Source organism: Micromonospora gifhornensis (genome assembly GCF_016863515.1).
Classification (GTDB): Bacteria; Actinomycetota; Actinomycetes; order Mycobacteriales; family Micromonosporaceae; genus Micromonospora; species Micromonospora gifhornensis.
Window position 1 is genome coordinate 90,072 of sequence record NZ_BOPA01000016.1, and the last position, 17,098, is coordinate 107,169.

The 17,098-nt window shown below is 73.0% G+C and carries 15 protein-coding genes; 5 read left to right on the forward strand and 10 right to left on the reverse strand.

Features of this window, described 5'->3' with window-relative positions; genetic code table 11:
- Nucleotides 1-21 precede the first annotated feature (21 nt).
- The 3 genes from lnt (at nucleotide 22) to Vgi01_RS10905 (ending at nucleotide 3,110) form a co-directional block, all read left to right on the forward strand.
- Nucleotides 22-1,635 (forward strand): apolipoprotein N-acyltransferase, encoded by a 1,614-nt coding sequence (gene lnt / locus Vgi01_RS10895; RefSeq protein ID WP_204290926.1) that lies wholly within the window; start codon nucleotides 22-24, stop codon nucleotides 1,633-1,635.
- Nucleotides 1,636-1,667: 32 nt separating this feature from the next.
- Nucleotides 1,668-2,471: a polyprenol monophosphomannose synthase gene (locus Vgi01_RS10900; protein WP_102656115.1), complete on the forward strand. Its 804-nt coding sequence runs from the start codon at nucleotides 1,668-1,670 to the stop codon at nucleotides 2,469-2,471.
- A gap of 90 nt (nucleotides 2,472-2,561) precedes the next feature.
- Entirely contained in the window at nucleotides 2,562-3,110 is a 549-nt protein-coding gene (locus Vgi01_RS10905) for an FxsA family protein (protein ID WP_013733839.1), read from the forward strand.
- A 60-nt stretch (nucleotides 3,111-3,170) separates the two neighbouring features.
- Here the strand turns inward: Vgi01_RS10905 and Vgi01_RS10910 are convergent, their stop codons facing one another.
- The 5 genes from Vgi01_RS10910 to Vgi01_RS10930 form a co-directional block, all read right to left on the reverse strand.
- Complete coding sequence (locus Vgi01_RS10910; protein ID WP_007070998.1) at nucleotides 3,171-3,512, reverse strand: RNA polymerase-binding protein RbpA; 342 nt, start codon at nucleotides 3,510-3,512, stop codon at nucleotides 3,171-3,173.
- Between the two features lie 282 nt (nucleotides 3,513-3,794).
- The gene (locus tag Vgi01_RS10915; protein WP_204290927.1) at nucleotides 3,795-4,973 is read right to left on the reverse strand and encodes a coiled-coil domain-containing protein; all 1,179 of its coding nucleotides are present in this window, start codon (nucleotides 4,971-4,973) and stop codon (nucleotides 3,795-3,797) included.
- Between the two features lie 12 nt (nucleotides 4,974-4,985).
- Complete coding sequence (locus Vgi01_RS10920; protein ID WP_232510813.1) at nucleotides 4,986-6,023, reverse strand: LacI family DNA-binding transcriptional regulator; 1,038 nt, start codon at nucleotides 6,021-6,023, stop codon at nucleotides 4,986-4,988.
- A complete protein-coding gene (locus Vgi01_RS10925) occupies nucleotides 6,020-8,464 on the reverse strand; it encodes a beta-glucosidase family protein (protein ID WP_204290928.1) in 2,445 nt (814 codons plus the stop codon). Before Vgi01_RS10925 ends, Vgi01_RS10920 begins: the two co-directional genes overlap by 4 nt.
- Before the next feature lie 270 nt (nucleotides 8,465-8,734).
- Nucleotides 8,735-9,952 carry an ROK family transcriptional regulator gene (locus tag Vgi01_RS10930; RefSeq protein WP_239088895.1) on the reverse strand — a complete coding sequence of 406 codons (1,218 nt, stop codon included), beginning with the start codon at nucleotides 9,950-9,952 and terminating at the stop codon, nucleotides 8,735-8,737.
- A 373-nt stretch (nucleotides 9,953-10,325) separates the two neighbouring features.
- On the opposite strand from Vgi01_RS10930, the gene Vgi01_RS10935 reads away from it, so the two are divergent.
- Nucleotides 10,326-12,323, forward strand: coding sequence for a beta-galactosidase (locus Vgi01_RS10935; protein ID WP_204290929.1), 1,998 nt, complete (start codon nucleotides 10,326-10,328; stop codon nucleotides 12,321-12,323).
- A 10-nt stretch (nucleotides 12,324-12,333) separates the two neighbouring features.
- On the opposite strand, the gene Vgi01_RS10940 is transcribed toward Vgi01_RS10935, so the two are convergent.
- Nucleotides 12,334-12,984 (reverse strand): LysE family translocator, encoded by a 651-nt coding sequence (locus tag Vgi01_RS10940; RefSeq protein ID WP_102656111.1) that lies wholly within the window; start codon nucleotides 12,982-12,984, stop codon nucleotides 12,334-12,336.
- 145 nt (nucleotides 12,985-13,129) lie between these two features.
- Between Vgi01_RS10940 and Vgi01_RS10945 the strand changes: the two genes are divergently transcribed.
- Nucleotides 13,130-13,597, forward strand: a complete 468-nt coding sequence (locus tag Vgi01_RS10945) for a DnaJ family domain-containing protein (protein ID WP_102656110.1) — start codon at nucleotides 13,130-13,132, stop codon at nucleotides 13,595-13,597.
- Between the two features lie 4 nt (nucleotides 13,598-13,601).
- Here Vgi01_RS10945 and Vgi01_RS10950 read toward each other — a convergent pair whose 3' ends face one another.
- The 4 genes from Vgi01_RS10950 to Vgi01_RS10965 all read right to left on the reverse strand — a co-directional run bounded on the left by Vgi01_RS10950 (nucleotide 13,602) and on the right by Vgi01_RS10965 (nucleotide 17,078).
- The gene (locus tag Vgi01_RS10950) at nucleotides 13,602-14,561 is read right to left on the reverse strand and encodes a DMT family transporter (protein WP_204290930.1); all 960 of its coding nucleotides are present in this window, start codon (nucleotides 14,559-14,561) and stop codon (nucleotides 13,602-13,604) included.
- A gap of 56 nt (nucleotides 14,562-14,617) precedes the next feature.
- Nucleotides 14,618-15,331, reverse strand: coding sequence for a DUF8817 family protein (locus tag Vgi01_RS10955; protein ID WP_204290931.1), 714 nt, complete (start codon nucleotides 15,329-15,331; stop codon nucleotides 14,618-14,620).
- Nucleotides 15,332-15,755: 424 nt separating this feature from the next.
- Nucleotides 15,756-16,223 carry an HNH endonuclease gene (locus Vgi01_RS10960; protein WP_102656107.1) on the reverse strand — a complete coding sequence of 156 codons (468 nt, stop codon included), beginning with the start codon at nucleotides 16,221-16,223 and terminating at the stop codon, nucleotides 15,756-15,758.
- 72 nt (nucleotides 16,224-16,295) lie between these two features.
- The gene (locus tag Vgi01_RS10965; RefSeq protein WP_204290932.1) at nucleotides 16,296-17,078 is read right to left on the reverse strand and encodes an FkbM family methyltransferase; all 783 of its coding nucleotides are present in this window, start codon (nucleotides 17,076-17,078) and stop codon (nucleotides 16,296-16,298) included.
- Nucleotides 17,079-17,098: the final 20 nt, after the last annotated feature.

Below are 17,098 nucleotides of genomic sequence, written 5' to 3' on the forward strand. Positions count from 1 at the left end.
GGTCCCGGTAGCCTTCGGCGGGTGACCGTGCCCGACTCGCCCGTGACGACCGTGGACCCTGTCGCCGCAGCCACCCCGCCATCGCGCCTGTCGCCGGTGCGTTTGCCGGTGGCGCTGGCGATGGCGGTGGCCGCCGGGTTGGCGTTGCTGCTGGCCTTCCCGCCGTACGGGTGGTGGCCGTTGGCCCCGGTGGGGGTGGCGCTGCTGGCCGCGGCGACGCACCGGCGGCGGCTGCGCGCCGGTGCCGGTCTGGGGTTCGTGACCGGTGTGGCGCTGTTCGCGCCGTTGCTGGCGTGGACGAACCTGCACACCGGCTACCTGCCGTGGGTGTTGTTGTCGCTGTTGCAGGCCGCATATCTGGCGTTGTTGGGTGTGGCGACGGCGTGGGTGTCGCCGCTGGTCGACCGGTTCCCGCCGGTGTGGCCGGTGGTGACCGGTGTGCTGTGGGTGGGTCAGGAGGCGCTGCGTGACCGCACCCCGTTCGGTGGGTTTCCGTGGGGGCGGCTGGCGTTCGGTCAGGACGGTTCGCCGCTGCTGCGCCTGGCCGCCCTCGGCGGTGCCCCGCTGGTGACGTTCGCGGTGGCGGTGTCCGGTGGGCTGCTCGTCGCCGGGCTCTGGTGGTTGGCCCGGGCCCGGCGGCAGCCCACTGCGCCCCGCTGGTGGGTGCCGGCCGCCGGGCCCGGGGCGGCCGTGCTGGTGCTGTTCAGCACCGCGTTGCTGGTGCCGCTGGGCGGGTCCGCACGCGGTGGCAGTGTCACCGTCGCCATCGTGCAGGGCAACGTGCCGCGGCTGGGGTTGGACTTCAACGCCCAACGGCAGGCGGTGCTCGACAACCACGTCGACGCCACGATCGAACTGGCCGCCCAGGTGGCCGCCGGTGCGCGGGAGCAGCCCGACCTGGTGGTGTGGCCGGAGAACTCCAGCGACATCGACCCGCTGCGCAACCCGGCCGCCGGCGCCCGCATCTCGGCCGCTGCTGACGCCGTCGGCGTGCCGATCCTGGTCGGGGCCGTGTTGAGCGGGCCGGAGCAGGGGCAGGTGCGCAACGCGGGGCTGCTGTGGCGTCCGGGTACCGGCCCGGACCTGGAGCAGCTGTATATCAAGCGGCATCCGGTGCCGTTCGCCGAATATGTGCCGATGCGCGACATCGCCCGGATGGTCAGCAAGCAGGTCGACCGGGTCCGCGCCGACTTCGTGGCCGGCACCGAGGCGGGTGTGGTGCGTACCCCGGCGGTGGTGCTCGGCGACGTGATCTGTTTCGAGGTCGCCTACGACGGGCTGGTGCGGGACACCGTGACCGGTGGGGCGCAGTTGCTGGTGGTGCAGACCAACAACGCCACCTTCGACGTGGCCGAGGCCCGTCAGCAGTTGGCCATGGTGCGGTTGCGGGCCGTCGAGCACGGTCGTCCGGCGTTGATGGCCTCCACGGTCGGGGTGTCCGGGTTCGTCGCCCCGGACGGGCGGGTAAGCGATGCGACCGGCTTCAACACCCGCGCGGTCGTGGTACGGCAGCTGACGCTGACCGAGGGGCGCACCCTGGCCACCCGGATCGGGATGCTGCCGGAGGTGCTGCTGGCCGGGCTGGCCGTGGCTGCGCTGGCCGGCGCGGCGGTGCTGCGGCGGCGCCCCGGCTAGACCCGCGGGCCGGCACGAGGGAGGCAGCGGTGATGCAGGAGACCATTCGTCCGGCGATAACCGAGGTGCCTGGGGTGGGCCGGGTGCTGGTGGTGATTCCCACCTTCAACGAGGCCGACAACGTCTCGGCGATCGTGGGTCGGGTCCGGCGGGCCGCCCCGCAGGTGGAGGTGCTCGTCGCCGACGACAACAGTCCTGACGGCACCGGGGCCATCGTCGAGGACCTGGCCCGCGCCGACGCTCAGGTGCACGTGCTGCACCGCGAAGGCAAGCAGGGGCTCGGCGCGGCGTACCTGGCCGGGTTCGCGTGGGCGCGGCAGCGGGGCTTCGACGCGGTGGTGGAGATGGACGCCGACGGGTCGCACGATCCGCGGGATCTGCCCGCCCTGCTGGCCGCGGCCGTCGACGCCGACGTGGTGATCGGGTCGCGGTGGACGCGGGGCGCGCGGGTGGTCAACTGGCCGCTGCGGCGGCTGCTGTTGTCGCGGGGCGGCAACCTGTACGCGCGGCTGGCGTTGGGGATGCCGGTGGCCGATGCGACAGGCGGTTACCGGGTCTACCGGTCGAGCCTGCTGGACCTGCTGGACCTGGAGTCGGTGTCCTCGCAGGGCTACTCGTTCCAGGTGGAGTTGTGCCGGTTGGCGCATCGGGCCGGGGCCCGCATCGCGGAGGTGCCGATCACGTTCGCGGAGCGGGAACGCGGCGCCAGCAAGATGAGTCCGCTGATCGTGGTGGAGGCGTTGTGGCGGATCACCGGGTGGGCGGTGGACGACAGGCGCACGGCGGTGCGTCGGGGGTGGCGGGCGGCCACGGCGGGGCAGGCGCGGTGGCCGTGAGCCGGGTCGTGTCATGCTGGAGGTACGCAGACGGCTGCGCCGCACCGGCCAGCCGCGTACGTTGACACGCCATGCGGCGGATGGGGTGATATGCGCCGGTCACTGCGGTTCGTACCGTTGGCCCTGCTGGTGTCCGTGGTCGCGGAGCTGGCCGTGTTCGTGCTGGTGGGCCGGGCGATCGGCTTCGGCGCGGCGACCCTGCTGGTGTTCGCGGCGTCGCTGCTCGGCATGGTGCTACTGCGGCGGGAAGGCATCCGCGCCTGGCGGGGCTTCCGGGAGGCCGCGCAGTCCGGTCGGCCGCCGGGACGGCAGGTGACCGACGGGCTGGTGGGGTTGCTCGGCGCGTTGCTGCTGGCGACCCCGGGCCTGGTCAGTGGCCTGGTGGGGGTGGTGTTGCTGGTGCCGCCGGTGCGGAAGGTGGCGCGCGGCGGGATGCAGCGGGCTGCCGAGCGTCGGGTGTCGTCGATGACCGCCGGTGACCTGTTCGGGCCGCGTCGGGTGCGGGTGTACCGGGGTGCGCCGCAACCGGGCGAGGCGGGCCGACCGGAGCCCACCGGTCCCGCCGCACCGCCCCCGCCGGTCGCGCCCGTGGTCGACAACGGTCAGGCCATCGAAGGTGAGATCGTCGAGCCACGCTGACGAGACAACGAACGACGCCCCCGGGAGTGGATCTCCCGGGGGCGTCGCTTGTCGGACGGGTCAGGCGCGACCGCGGCGGGTGCGTACCTCCTGCAGCCGCTCGGCGAGGATGTCCTCCAGTTCGGCGATCGAACGCCGCTCCAAAAGCATGTCCCAGTGGGTACGCGGCGGCTTGGCCTTCTTCTGCTCCGGCTCGGTGCCGTCGACCAGCCGGGCCACGCTGCCGTCGAACTTGCATTCCCAGGTGGTGGGCACCTCGGCGTCGACGGCGAACGGAACCTCGAACTGGTGGCCCTTGGCGCACAGGTACTCGCGGGTCTGCCGCGGCGCGAGCTCCGTGTTGCGATCGGATTCGTAGCTGACCGCGCCCAGTCGGCTACCGCGCAGCATGCGCTCGCCCATGATCGACTTCCCCTCTTCGGTGGTGCTGGTCCTGTCGGTGTAACGGTCCGCCGTCGCCGGGCCATTCCCCACAGCCACGCCTCGACGGCCCGCTACCCGCGGGTGCACGGTCAAGGGTAACCGGCCACGGCATGTGCCCGGCGGGGTCCGCCCCGGCCGGGTCGTGCGGCCCATCGCCGCCGTCAGCGCAAATCCTAGCCCGCCGCCCCACCGCACCGGCGTAGCGCCTCGCCACCTTCACCCCGAAACCCTCCCCGACCGGGCGCGCGAGGGGCGGCGTGGCTAGCCGGTGGGGGCGCGCCGGGTCAGCGCGGTGGCCAGCTCGGCGACCTGACCGGCGAGCTGGGCGACCCGCTCCCGGGCATCGTCGCGGTCGCTCTCGGCCACCCGCAGCCGCTGCGTCAGCTCGCCGATGCGGCTGTCGGCGGCCGCCGCCGCCTCCCGTACGGCGGCCAGGTCGGCGCGCAGGGTGTCGGCGAGGGCGACGGCGGCGGCCAGATCGACGCGCAGCGAATCGGTGTCGGCGATCGCCGCGGCCAGGTCGCCCCCGACCTGCCGGGCCGTGGCCTGGGCCCGCTGCCGGTCCGCCTCGGCCTGCGCCCGGGCCTGCTGCGCCTGGTCGAGGTCGACGCGAACGGCGGCCAGCCGCGTGGTCGCCTGCTCGGCGTCGGTACGGGCCTGGGCCAGTTCGGCCCGCACCTGCTGTTCCTGCCTGCGGACCTGCTCCACCTCGGCGCGCAGCGCCTCGATGCGTGCCGTGGCCTCCGCGGCGACCCGGTCGGCGCGGTGCGCCTCGGCGCGGGCGGTGTCACGTTCGGCGACCAGCGTGGCGGTGCGACGTCGCTCGGCGTCCAGGTCGGTGCGGGTGGCCGCCACCTGTGCGCGGACGTCGTCCAGGTCGGTCTGCGCCTGCGCGCGCAGCGCCTCGGCGGCGACCGCGGCCCGACGGGCCTCGTCCCGGTCGGTCTGCGCCTGCTCGGCCCGCGCATCGGCGGCCGCCGCCTGCTGCGCGGCCCGGTCGGCGTCGACGCGGGCCGCATCGCGTTCGGCGGTGGCGGCCTGCGCCTGCCGGCGGTCCCGCTCGGCCCGGGCCGCGGCGTCCTCGGCCGCCCGCACCGCCTCGTCGCGTTCGGTCTGCGCCGCGGCGACCGCACCGGCCGTCTCCGCCCGTACCTGCGCCAACTGCCGTTCCACCCCGGCCGGGGACAGTTCGGCGTGCAGGGCCTCGGTCAACGTCTGCACGATCTGGTCGAGTCGGTCCACCGCCTCCCAGGTGCGGGCCACCTGACCGGGCAGGCCGGGGGCGTTGCGGTGACGCATCCGGCTGTTGCGGGAGGCGCGCTGGCAGGCGCCGTCGTTGTCCCGGCAGTAGCGGAAGGGTCGGCCCGCGCCGGCCCGTTGCGGCACGTCGGCACCGCAGTGGGCGCAGGGGCGGGTGTCGGTGGCGGGCTCGGCGTCCATCGAACGGGCAGTCTAGTGGCCGGGGCGGGCGGTGCTGTCGCGCACAGTCAACCGTGGCGGCAGCAGTGTGACCTCCGGCACCGGCTCGTCGCGGAGTTTGCCCATCACCAGCGACACCGCCTGCCGGCCGATCTCCTCGGCGGGCACCGGCACACAGGTCAACCGGGGACTGGCATGGTCGGCGAACTGGTCGGGGCAGACCGCCACCACCGACACGTCGTCGGGCACCCGGCGACCCGACGCGGCCAGGGCCGCCTGCATCGGTGCGACCGCCGCCTCGTTCTGCACGATCAACGCGGAGATGTCCGGGTGGCGGGCGAACAGCCCGGCCACCCGGTGGTGGACGTCGGCGGCGTTCTCCTCGCAGGGCATGGTCACCGCGTCGACACCGTGGCGGGCCGCCGCCTCGATCACCCCGGCGCGGGTGCGGTGGGCGAACCCGGTGCCCCGGTCGTAGACGGCCCCCGGTGCGCCGAGCAGGGCGATCCGTCGGTGACCGAGGCCCGCCAGATGCTCCACGCACAGCTGCCCGGCCCGGTGGAAGTCCAGGTCCACACAGGTCAGCTCGCTGGTGTCGGCGGGCAGCCCGATCAGGACGCTGGGTCGGCCCAGCTGCCGCAGCAACGGCACCCGTACGTCGTGCAACTCCACGTCCATCACCAGCACCCCGTCGACCAGGGCGCCGGCGGCGATGCGGCGCAGCCCTTCCGGGCCCTCGTCGGAGGTGAGCAGCAGCACGTCGTGGTCGTGGCGGCGGGCCGAGGTCACCACGGCGGTGGCGAACTGCATCACCACCGGCACCTGGATGCCCGAGCGCAGCGGCAGCACCAACGCGATCACGTTGGAGCGGCGGCTGGCCAACGCCCTCGCCCCGGCGTTCGGGTGGTAGCCGAGCACCCGGATGCTGGACAGCACCCGGCTGCGGGTCACCTCGGAGATGGCCCGTTTGCCGCTGAGCACGTACGACACGGTGCTCACCGCGACACCCGCGTGGCGGGCCACGTCGGCGATGGTCGGCTGCCCGGACGCCACCCGTCCGCGCCCGCTCACCGCGCCCCGCTCGTGCTGGACAGCCGCGACGCACACGGCAGCGTCTCACCGCGTACGGCCACGGTGCCGGTGAGCCGGACGTCGGTCGCGGAGCGGCCCACCAGCACACTGTGGGTGGCGTCCTCCACCACCAGGCGGCCCTGGTCGGCGTCCCACCAGCTCAGCTCCGCGGTGCGCAGCCGCAGGGTGACCGTGCGGCACTCGCCGGGCGCCACCGTCACCCGGGCGAAGTCCCGCAGCTGACGCAACGGCTGCTTGACCCGGGAGCGACGCTGCCGGGTGTAGAGCTGCACCACCTCCTCGCCGACCCGCTCGCCGGTGTTGGTGACGTCCACGCTCACCTCGACCTCCGCACCGGCCGGCACCGCCGTCGCGCTCAGGCGCAGGTTGGTGTAGTCGAAGTCGGTGTAGGACAGGCCGTGTCCGAACGGGAACAGCGGCTCACCCCGGTGGTACAGGTAGGTGAAGTCGGCGCCGATCACGTCGTAGTCGAGCAGGTCGGGCAGTTCGGCGGTGTCGGCGTACCAGGTCTGGGTGAGCCGGCCGGCCGGTTCGGCGTCGCCGAGCAGCACGTCGGCCAGGGCGTTGCCGTGTTCCTGTCCACCGTGCGCTGACCACAGCACCGCCGGCAGGTGCTGTTCGGCCCAGCCGATCGCGTACGGGTAGCTGCTGGTCACCACCAGCACGGTGCGTGGGTTGGCGGCGTACACGGCCCGCAGCAGCGCCTCCTGGCGGGCCGGCAGGGCCAGGTCGACCCGGTCCTCGGTCTCCCGGCCGTTGACCATCGGATGGTTGCCCAGCGCCACCACCGCCACGTCGGCGGCGGCGGCCAGCGCGGCGGCCTCGGCGGCCCCGTCGCCACCGACTTCGATCACGAAGGCGGTGGCGGCCTGCGGTCCGTCGCCGTCGACCCGCAGCCGCCCGTCGGCGTCGACGGTGACGTACCGGTCGGTGGCCAGGTGTCGCAGCAGCACCGTGCCGGCGGGCAGCGGGTCGAACTGGAAGGTCTCCCGTACCACCCAGCCGCCCGGCCCCGGGCGGTCGTTGACCAGCACGCCGTCGTCGTCGACGCCGACGTGTCGGCCGTTGCCGACGGCCCGCAACGCCACCGTGTCCCGTCCCCAGTCGAACACGTCGAACCAGGCCGGTTCGACATCGACGGTCAGCGGGCCACCGTCGGCGTCGTCCGGGCAGCCGACGTAGCGTCCGGCCACCCGCAACGCGATCCGGTCGGCGCCGGCATGGGTGCTGACCTGCGGCAGCCGCGCGGCCAGCGCATCGTGCAGGGTTACCGCGTACGGCAGGGTGCCGCTGTACCAGTCCTCGTACACGGTGTCGGCCAGCGGGCCGAGCACGGCGATGCGCGGCGGCGCGGTCAGGGGCAGCAGGCCGTCGTTGCGCAGCAGCACCACGCACTGGCGGGCGGCTTCCCGGGCCAGTCGCCGGTGCGCCGGGCAGTCGATCACGTCGGTGCCGGTGACGTACGGGTCGGTCTCCGGTGGGTCCAGATCACCCAGGCGGGAGCGGAGGGTGAGGATCCGGCGTACCGCCCGGTCGACGTCGGCCACGCTGATCAGTCCTCGACGCAGCGCCTCGGTCAGGCGTTGCCGGGTGGGGGCGCTGTCGGTGTCGTCCTCGGTGAAGCTGTCGACGCCGGCCCGCAGGGCGGCGGCGAATCCGCTGACGTGGTCGGGCAGGTGGCGTTGCACCCCGGCGAGGTTGCTCACCGCACCCGCGTCACCGACGACCAGCACCTCACCCGGCGCCCAGCGACGTAACTCGGCCTCGATCAGCGGGCTCAGGTGCGCCGGCACCCCGTCGACCAGGTTGTAGGAGGCCATCGCGGCGACCGCCGCGCCGGCGGCGATGGGGGCCCGGAACGCGGGCAGTTCGTACTCGTGCAGCACCCGGGGTGGCAGGTCGCTGGAGGTGGTGGCCCGGTCGGTCTCGTTGTTGTAGGCGAGGAAGTGTTTGACCGTGGGGGCGGTCCGCAGCCGCTGCGGATGGTCACCGCGCAGCCCGTGGGCGTACGCGGTGGCCAGCGTCCCGGTCAGCCACGGATCCTCCGACCAGCCTTCCTCGTTGCGTCCCCAGCGGGGGTCGCGCAGCGGGTTGACCACCGGCGCCCACACGTTGAGGCCAACACGCTGCGGGTCGGCGTGATGCTTGGCGCGTACCTCCTCGCCGACGGCGACGCCGACGGCCCGCACCAGGTCCGGGTTCCAGCTGCTGGCCAGGCCGATCACCTGGGGGAAGACGGTGGCCGGGCCGAGCCAGGCGACACCGTGCAGCGCCTCCGTGCCGGTGCGGAAGCCGGGCAGGCCGAGCCGGGGCACCGGCGCCTGCCACTGGTGCAGCAGGCCGATCTTCTCCGGCAGGGTCAGCGCGGCGACCAGGTCGTCGACGCGTGTCTGGTGCGGGGGCGTACTGCGGTCGGTCATGGTGGTTCGCCTTCCAGTGCCCGGCACGCCGGGAGTCGAAGCGCTTCGACGACCGATGGCCGAGCGGCGTCGCAGGTCAGGGTGGGATGACGGTCGTCGGCCCGGACGCTGGTGAAGCGCTTCGACAAACCGTGGAAAGCAAGCCGCCCCGGGTGCCCGAACGGAGCGGCTCGCTTCGAGGTTGGCACCCGGCACGGGTCCGGTCAAGACTCGGCGCAGGGTCGGACGCGGTGCTCCGTCGAGCACCCGGATCGGGCGGCGTCGCCGGGGTCAGCGCCCGGGCAGGCGTCCTGCCTCGACGGCGGCCAAGGCGGCGGTGGCGCCACCCAGGGCCGCCGCGGTGTCCAGGATGGAGGCGTCCAGCCGGCAGCCACCGGCGCCGGGTGCGTGGGCGCGGGTGGCCAGCCCGGACCGGGCCGCGGGCAGCAGCCAGGGGGCCAGGGTGGCGAGGTGGTCGCCCACCACCACCGCCTCCGGGTTGAGCAGGTCGACCAGGACGGCCACCCCCTGCCCGAGGTGCCGGCCGACCTCGGCCAGCCCGCTGAGCACGGCCGGGTCGTCCTGCCGGGCCAGCGCCACGATCCGCTGCAACTCCGGCAGGTAGTCGGTGACCGGGCCGTCGGCCTCGACGTCGGGCAGCAGCCGGCGGACCACCGCGGGCAGGCCGACCAGGGCGCTCAGGCAGCCCCGGCCGCCGCAGAAGCATCGCGGGCCGCTCGGGTCGAGGCACAGGTGGCCGATCTCGCCGGCGAAGCCCCGCCCGCCGCGCAGCAGCCGTCCGTCGGCGATGATGCCCGCGCCGACGGCGATGCCGCCGGTCAGGTGCACCAGGTCGGCGGTGCCGGCGTGCCCGCCGTGCCGCTGTTCGGCGATGGCGGCGAGGTTGGCGACGGTGTCGACGCCGACGGTGAAGGCCGGTTCCCGCAGCGCGGCACGCAGTTCGGCGGCGACGGGCACCTCCCGCCAGCCGAGGGCGGTGGCCACCGGCACCGTGCCGGCCGAGTCGACAAGCCCGGGCACGCCGACGGTCAGACCCAGCACGGTACGGCCCTGCGCGCCGACCCGGCCGATCGCCCGACGGGCCAGCACGGCCAGCGCCCGTAGCGTCTCGGTGGGGGAGGCCGTGCCGGCGGCGAAGGCCCGCCGCCAGGTCAGCAGGCGGTTGCCGGCCAGGTCGATGGCGACCGCGACGAGTTCGTCGGCGCCGATCTGCAGGCCGAGGGCGGCGTACGGCTCACCGTCGAGCACGAGCATCGTCGCGGGGCGGCCGACCCGGTTCTCGGTCAGCCCGGTCTCGCGGATCAACCGCTTGTCGATCAGCTCGGCCACCAGGCTGGAGACGGTGGCCTTGTTCAGGCCCGTGTGCGCGGCGATGTCGGCCCGGGAACACGGGGCGTGCAGACGGACGTGTCGCAGCACGACCGCCCGGTTGGCGACCCGCACGTCACCGAGGTCGGTCGGCTGCGGCTCGCTGTGGATGCTGATCACGATCTGCCCGCTCCCTGCGCCGGTGTCACGGCGTGCGTCCATCATCGCGTACGGCCGTGGCAGGCCGGGCACGCCGCCGGCCGCGCTGGCACTTGCCTGCCCTGGGACAGATCACCGTCGATCGGTCTATTGGATTGGAAACCCAACTAATGCTAGTCGGGGCGCCGGAGGCGGCAAACTCCCTTCCGCTGTGCCGGTTCCGGCCGGTCCCTGCGGTGGACCGACCCACCGCAGGCGGTGCCGACAGTTTCTTTAACTTTCCAACGAACTGTCAACGAGTTGCCGGCATCCCGGAAGTATCGGCCGGGTTTGACATGGGCAGAGTCCATCCCTAGTTTGGACGGATCTCAAACTAAATGGGCGGGTGGGTGGCATGTTCAGCGACGGCCGACTCTGCTTCGGCGGGGACTACAACCCGGAACAGTGGCCGGCGTCGGTGTGGGCCGAGGACGTCGCGTTGATGCGCCAGGCCGGGGTCAACCTGGTCACCGTCGGCGTGTTCGCCTGGTCCCGCCTGGAACCGGCCCCCGGCCGGTACACCTTCGACTGGCTCGACGAGGTGCTCGACCTGCTGCACGCCGGCGGCATCCGCGTCGCCCTGGCCACCCCGACAGCCTCCCCGCCGCCGTGGTTCTCCGCGGCCCACCCGGGCGCCCTGCCGGTCACCGCCGACGGCGTACGCCTGCACCACGGCAGCCGGGACACCTACTGTGCCGCCGCACCCGCCTACCGTACGGCCGCCCTGGCCATCGCCGGCGCCCTCGCCGACCGGTACGCCCACCACCCGGCCCTGGCACTGTGGCGCGTGCACAACGAGTACGGCACCACCTGCCACTGCGAACACACCGCCCGCGCGTTCCGCCGCTGGCTGGCCGACCGACACGGCGACCTCGCCGGGCTCAACGACGCCTGGGTCACCAGCTTCTGGAGCCAGCACTACAGCGACTGGACGCAGATCAGCACCCCCCGCGCCACCCAGCACCTGGCCAACCCCGGCCAGCTGCTCGACTTCCGTCGCTTCTGGTCGGACACCCTGCTGGCCGCGTACCGCGAACAACGCGACCTGCTGCGCGCCGCCAACCCGGCCATCCCGGTCACCACCAACTACGTGCTCGGCGACTGGGTACCGGTCGACCACGCCCGGTGGGCCGGCGAGGTGGACCTGGTCGCCGTCGACCACTACCCGTCGGCGGTCGACATCGGCGCAGAGGAACAGACTGCCCTGGTCGGCGACCTGGCCCGAGGCTGGGCGCGGCACGGCAGCCGCCACCGTGGCGACGCGACGTCGGCCTGGCTGTTGATGGAAAGCGCCCCCCACCAGATCCACACCACCGGTCGGATGCACACCAAGGAACCCGGCCGCATGACCCGACACAGCCTCGCCCACGTCGCCCGCGGCTCGCAGGGGGCGATGTTCTTCCAGTGGCGGGCCCCTGTCGGCGGCGCCGAACGCTTCCACTCGGCGCTGGTGCCACACGCCGGCCCGGACAGCCGGGTCTTCCGCGAGGCAACCGCCCTCGGCGCCGCCCTGCACCGACTCGCCGAGGTCGACGGGCAGGTCGAGGCCGGTGTGGCGCTGGTGGTGGACGCGGCGAGCGGGTGGGCGCTGCGCCACCCGGGTATGCCCTCGGACCGGCTCGATCACCAGCAGGAGACCGCCGCCGCCCATCGCGCCCTCTGGCACACCGGCTACGGCTGCGACATCGTGCTGCCCGGCGATCCGCTCACCGGGTACCGGCTGCTCGTCCTGCCCGCCCTCTACCTGGCCGACGACGACACCGCGCAGTGGGTCCGCGAGTACGTCACCGGCGGGGGACACCTGCTGGCCACGTACCTCAGCGGGGTCGCCGACGAACACGCCCGGGTGCGACTCGGCGGCTACCCGGGCGCACTCCGCGACCTGCTCGGCATACGGGTCGAGGAGTTCCACCCGCTCGCCGCCGACGAGCAGGTACGACTGCGCGACGGCGGGACCGGACGGATCTGGGCCGAGACGTTACGGCCGACCGGCGCGCAGGTGATCACCGCGTACGCCGGTGGGGTCCTCGACGGCCAGCCGGCGATCACCCGGCACCGGGCCGGCTCCGGGACCGCCTGGTACGTCTCCACCCGACCCGACGACGCCACCTACCGCCGGCTGCTCGACGAGGCGGCCCGGTCGGCCGGTATCACCCCGGTGTGCCCGGACGCGCCGGCCGGTGTCGAGGCGGTCCGCCGCCGTGGTGCGCATGGCAGCTGGCTGTTCCTGTTCAACCACACCGACACCCCGCAACGGGTTGCGGCACGCGGCACCGACCTGCTCACCGCGAGCACGGTCGACGAGGCGGTGCAGTTGCCGCCCGGCGGTGTCGCCGTGCTGCGCGAACACTGACAGCTTGAGGTCAGGGCGCGGCCACGGCGGCGTGCGAACGGTCGGCGGCGATGCGCACGGCCAGCGCCGCCAGCACCGTACCCATCACCAGCCGCTGCGCGCGCAGCCACATGGGCCGTCGGCCGAGGAACCCGGCGATGCTGCCGGCGGTGAGCACGATCAGCCCGTTCACCGTCAACGCCACCGCGATCTGGGTCGACCCGAGCAGCAGGCTCTGCACCGCCACCGCACCCCGGCTCGGGTCGATGAACTGTGGCAGCAGCGACACGTACAGGATGGCGATCTTGGGGTTGAGCAGGTTGGTGACCAGGCCCATGGTGAACAGCCGACGGTTCGGGTCGGCCGGCAGCGGCGTCGGGGTGAACGGCGAATGCCCACCCGGGCGCACCGCCTGCCACGCCAGCCACAGCAGGTATCCCGCACCGGCCACCTTCACCGCCGTGTACAGCGCCGGCACCAGCACGAACACCGTGGCGATGCCGGCCACCGCGGCGGCCAGGTAGACCGCGAAACCGGCCGCCACCCCGAGCAGCGAGATCAACCCGGCGCGCCGCCCCTGGGTCACCGACCGCGACACCAGGTAGACCATGTTCGGCCCCGGAGTCAGCACCAGCCCCAGAGCAACAAGCGCGATCCCGACAATTCCGGCAGTACTCACCATCGTCGTACACCCCCCGTCTTCGTCGGGGAGCCTAGTGCCGCCCTGGTGCGGCTCGACGGACGACTCGCGGAATGCCGACGGACGCGGTGACGCTGTGCATCGGGTACCCGTGGTCGCGTTACCGTGAGGTGGGGGAGGTGGCGGAATGGACAGCTGGCAGGCGTCGGTCGAAGCACAGATCCGCTCGGCCCAGGAACGCGGCGAGTTCGACAACCTGCCCGGTGCCGGCAAGCCGATCCCCGGCCGTGGCCTGCCCTACGACGAGTCCTGGTGGATCAAGAGCTTCATGGAACGCGAGCAGGTGCCCACCGATCTGCTGCTACCCACCCCGCTGCTGCTGCGCCGCCGCATCGAGCAGCTGCCCGCCGAGGTGCGTGACCTGCCCACCGAAGGGTCCGTGCGGGCCTGCGTCGCCGCCCTGAACGAAGAGATCATGGCGTGGCTGCGTAACCCGTCCGGCCCGCGGGTGGTGGTGCGTCCGGTGAACGCCGACACGGTGGTGCAGCGCTGGCAGGCCGACCGCCGAGCCGCCCGTACCGCCTCGCAGGCCGCTGCCGACGAGACGCCGCCGCCGCGCAGGCGTACCTGGTTCCGCCGCCGCCGCGCCGGCTGACCGCCTACGACCCGACGCCCGCTGCTGCGGCGGACCGATCGCGCTCCGACGGCGCCCCGTCCTGACGGCGGGTCCGGCGTAGTTGGAGGACGGCGACGGAGGAGAGCACCAGCACGCCGCCGAACAGCTGTACCGGGGTCAGGGACTCGCCGAGGACGAGGGTGGCAAGTGCGGCGGTGACCACCGGCTCGAAGGTGGACAGGATCGCCGCCGTCGACGGGCCGGTGCGTTTGAGCCCGGCGAAGAAGGTGAGCATCGCCACGACGGTGGAGACCACGGCGATGCAGGCCAGCCAGAACCATCCCGACGGCCCGAACCCGAGGTCGACGCCGCCGGTGAGCACGGCGCGGACGCCGAGCGTGCCGGCGGCACCGGTCATCACCAGGACCGTCAGGACCACCGGGGCCAACCGGTGCACCACCGTGTCGGCGATGAGGATGTAGACGGTGTAGGTGACCGCGGAGGCGAACGCCAGCAGCGCCCCGACCGGGTGGAAGTTCACCCCGCCGGCACCGAGCAGCACCAGCAGGGTGCCCGCCGAGGCCGCCACGAGCGCCGCCCCGCGCGCGGGGCTGAGCCGGTCCCGGCCGAGCGCCACCGCCACCACGGTCACCATGACCGGGTACGTGTAGAGGATCAGGGCCAGCAGCGAGGCGTCCATCCGTTGCAGTGCGGAGAAGAACAGGCTCGCCTGCGTGGCGTACCCGACCGCGCCCAGGCCGATGGCGATGGCCAGCACCCGCCCCCGCCTCATCGGCGTCCGCCCGGGCGCGTCGCCGGCGCGCGCACCGGCGTGGCGCAGGCCCGGTCGCACCAGCAGGACCATCGCCAGCAGGACGGCGGCCAGGCTGAAGCGCACCAGCAGCAATGCCCCGGGTGACACCCCGGCGTCGTACGCGAGCTTTCCGAAGATCGCCATCGCGCCGAAGCAGGCCGCGGAGAGAAGACACAGTGCTGCACCCATGCGTGCAATGATCTTGGACGGTGACCCCTCGGGTCCAGCGACGATTCCCGTGGTAGCTAGGGCAGTGCTGCCGCGAGGTCGGTGGCGGCCTCGTACGCGGCAGCAGCCCGGGTGGCGTCGTCCGCGCTCAACGCGACCCGCTCGACGCGCGCGAGCATCTCGGCCGCCGTCGGCGGATCGTTCAGGGCCATCGCCACCTCGGCGCGGTAGACGAGCACCTCCACCAACGCGACCGGGTCGTCATCCGGCTCGGGGTGCGCCAACGCGCTGTCAAGGATCCGAGCCGCCTGTCGGGCGTCCCCTCGGGAGTCGGCCTGCACGACGGCGTTCGCCATCGCCTTGCCCAGCCGGCCGGTCGGTGCCGGGGTGGGGGAGGCCGGGGTGTTCTGGAAGATGCGGATCCAGTTGCCGCCGGGGTCGATGACGCTGAAGCCGCTCAGCCCGTCGGCGTTCTTCCGCGCCCGGGGCCGGGTCATCCGCGGCGTTCCGGAGACCAGCACCTTGCCGTACGCGGCGCGCATTCCCGCCGCGAAAGCCTGGTACAGCTGCCTCGTGTCCGAGGTCAGCACGATGCAGGAGCCGTAGGACTGCGCGGGATCGAACCCCGGGATCTCGAAGAACTGCAGGTTCAGGTCTTCCCGTTGCAACCCCGCGGCCGGGTTGGGTTTGCGCTGCTTGTACGTGGTGTGGAACCCGAGCACCGAGTAGAAGTCGACGATGTCGTCGATCGACGGGCAGGGCAGCAGGGGAATGGTCACCTCGTTCGTCATTCGTCCTTCGTAGCCGTCGGGTCGGGGCGCTCGCACATGGGAATGTCCGATCGCCGGCCACGGACGACCGAACGGTCGATGTGACGCGGAGCGGCGCTGGCTCGCAAGCGACGCTCCGCCGTACGTCACAGCGGGGTGCGGCTCCAGCCGGACAGGCGGCGGACCGCCCCTGATCGCTCGTGGCACAGAACGCTCGCTGGAACCACAGGTGGGTGGATCCCCGGAGACGGACCCGGCTCGCATGAATTACTGGATTACTTTGCTCGACAATCCAATAGTTCTCCGCCACAAAGCGGGCATATCGTGCGTGCATCATAATGACTGTTATTATGCGTAAGCAGTTAGGCTGGTGTAGTTGTGGCGCTGACCGAGGATCAGGGTCCGGCAGCGGGGCTTCGACGCGGTGGTGGGAGATGGACGCCAATCAGGACGGCTGGCGTCCGTACGTGGCGCGGGCGTCGGCGACCGTCGCGGCCTGGCGCTCACGCCACCGCTGTTGCGCCTGTCGGTTGCAGACCCGACAGACCCGCCGTAGCCGGCCCGTCACGGGATCGGTCTCCCGGTCGTGGCCGTTGCGGCACCGCGGACGTTGGGCACGTTCCCGGCAGTTGTCCGCGTGGCTGAGCTGACGCAGATGGCTGGGCTCGATGCAGTCCGGGGTACCGCAGTCGTGGTGGACCTCAAAGGTGGGGTCGTAGCCGCCGACGAAGACCACGTACGCGGCGATGTGCGCCCAGGCCCGACCGGCCAGCTTCTGATACACGCCGCGCTGAGGGCCATAGCCACGCACGACGAGACATCCGTTGTCGGCACGCGTGGAGCGGCTCAGCAGGTAGGCCCGCAGGGTCTCCTCGGTGAAGTGTCGCGACAGCCCGTTGATCTGGGACAGCATCGGTTCATGCTATGGCCCGCCGCCGACAGGTTGCCGTCGTAGCAGGCGGCGCGAACGGCAGCCGGCACACCTCTACCGGTTGGTCGCCGGGACGCAGTAGACGTCGCCGGAGTTGGTCTCGTGCGGCAGCGCGAGCAGGTGCGTGGCCATCTCGGCGGCGTCGACCCAACGGCCGAGGGTCAGCGCCTTGGTGTCGCCGAGGGCCACGTCGAAACCGCCGAAGCCGAGGGCGGCCAGCCGGTCCAGGCAGCGCAGCGCCACCGACCGTCCGATCGTGGTGAACTCGAACGACAGCGCCGGCAGCGGTCGACTCAGACCGGCGAGCACCGCGTCCTCGAATCCTTCCACGTCGATTTTGGTGAAGGCAGGTGTGCCGTGCTCGGCGATCAACGCGTCGACGGTGGTGACGGGTACCTCGATCTGGCCGTCCCAGACCTGGTCCTCCCAGCCGCCGGCCCCGGCCGCGGCGGCGACGAAGTCGGAGGAGGCGGTGGAGACTGTCGGGTTGGCGGAGTTGACCAGGAAACCGATCCGACCCGGTTGTGCCCCGCAGGCCGCCGCCACCAGGGTGACCTGGTCGTCGTCGGCGTAGATGGCCCGCAGCGCGCGCAGGCACAGCGGTTGCGGCTCCACGGCGATCACCCGGGCCCCGAGGCGGCGGAAGCTGCCGATGTGGTCGCCCACGTGCGAGCCGATGTCGAACACCAGGTCGCCGGGGCGTACGAAGCGGGCGTAGAAGGCGTCCATCGCCGCGTCGCGCTCCGGGTCGCCGTAGTAGACCTCGAGGGAGCGGTGCAGTGAAGCGGTGGCCGGATCGGCCTTGAGCGCCTCGACCGCGGCAGACTGGAAGCTCATCGCCGCACCTTAACCCGTCC

Bases quoted from the DNA above. Each gene is read 5' to 3' on its own strand.
- Vgi01_RS10915 (WP_204290927.1), bottom strand. From the start codon at position 4,973: ATGGACGCCGAGCCCGCCACCGACACCCGCCCCTGCGCCCACTGCGGT.
- Vgi01_RS10900 (WP_102656115.1), top strand. From the start codon at position 1,668: ATGCAGGAGACCATTCGTCCGGCGATAACCGAGGTGCCTGGGGTGGGC.
- Vgi01_RS10935 (WP_204290929.1), top strand. From the start codon at position 10,326: ATGTTCAGCGACGGCCGACTCTGCTTCGGCGGGGACTACAACCCGGAA.
- Vgi01_RS10945 (WP_102656110.1), top strand. From the start codon at position 13,130: ATGGACAGCTGGCAGGCGTCGGTCGAAGCACAGATCCGCTCGGCCCAG.
- Vgi01_RS10960 (WP_102656107.1), bottom strand. From the start codon at position 16,223: ATGCTGTCCCAGATCAACGGGCTGTCGCGACACTTCACCGAGGAGACC.
- Vgi01_RS10955 (WP_204290931.1), bottom strand. From the start codon at position 15,331: ATGACGAACGAGGTGACCATTCCCCTGCTGCCCTGCCCGTCGATCGAC.
- Vgi01_RS10950 (WP_204290930.1), bottom strand. From the start codon at position 14,561: ATGGGTGCAGCACTGTGTCTTCTCTCCGCGGCCTGCTTCGGCGCGATG.
- Vgi01_RS10965 (WP_204290932.1), bottom strand. From the start codon at position 17,078: ATGAGCTTCCAGTCTGCCGCGGTCGAGGCGCTCAAGGCCGATCCGGCC.
- Vgi01_RS10910 (WP_007070998.1), bottom strand. From the start codon at position 3,512: ATGGGCGAGCGCATGCTGCGCGGTAGCCGACTGGGCGCGGTCAGCTAC.
- Vgi01_RS10905 (WP_013733839.1), top strand. From the start codon at position 2,562: ATGCGCCGGTCACTGCGGTTCGTACCGTTGGCCCTGCTGGTGTCCGTG.
- Vgi01_RS10925 (WP_204290928.1), bottom strand. From the start codon at position 8,464: ATGACCGACCGCAGTACGCCCCCGCACCAGACACGCGTCGACGACCTG.
- Vgi01_RS10940 (WP_102656111.1), bottom strand. From the start codon at position 12,984: ATGGTGAGTACTGCCGGAATTGTCGGGATCGCGCTTGTTGCTCTGGGG.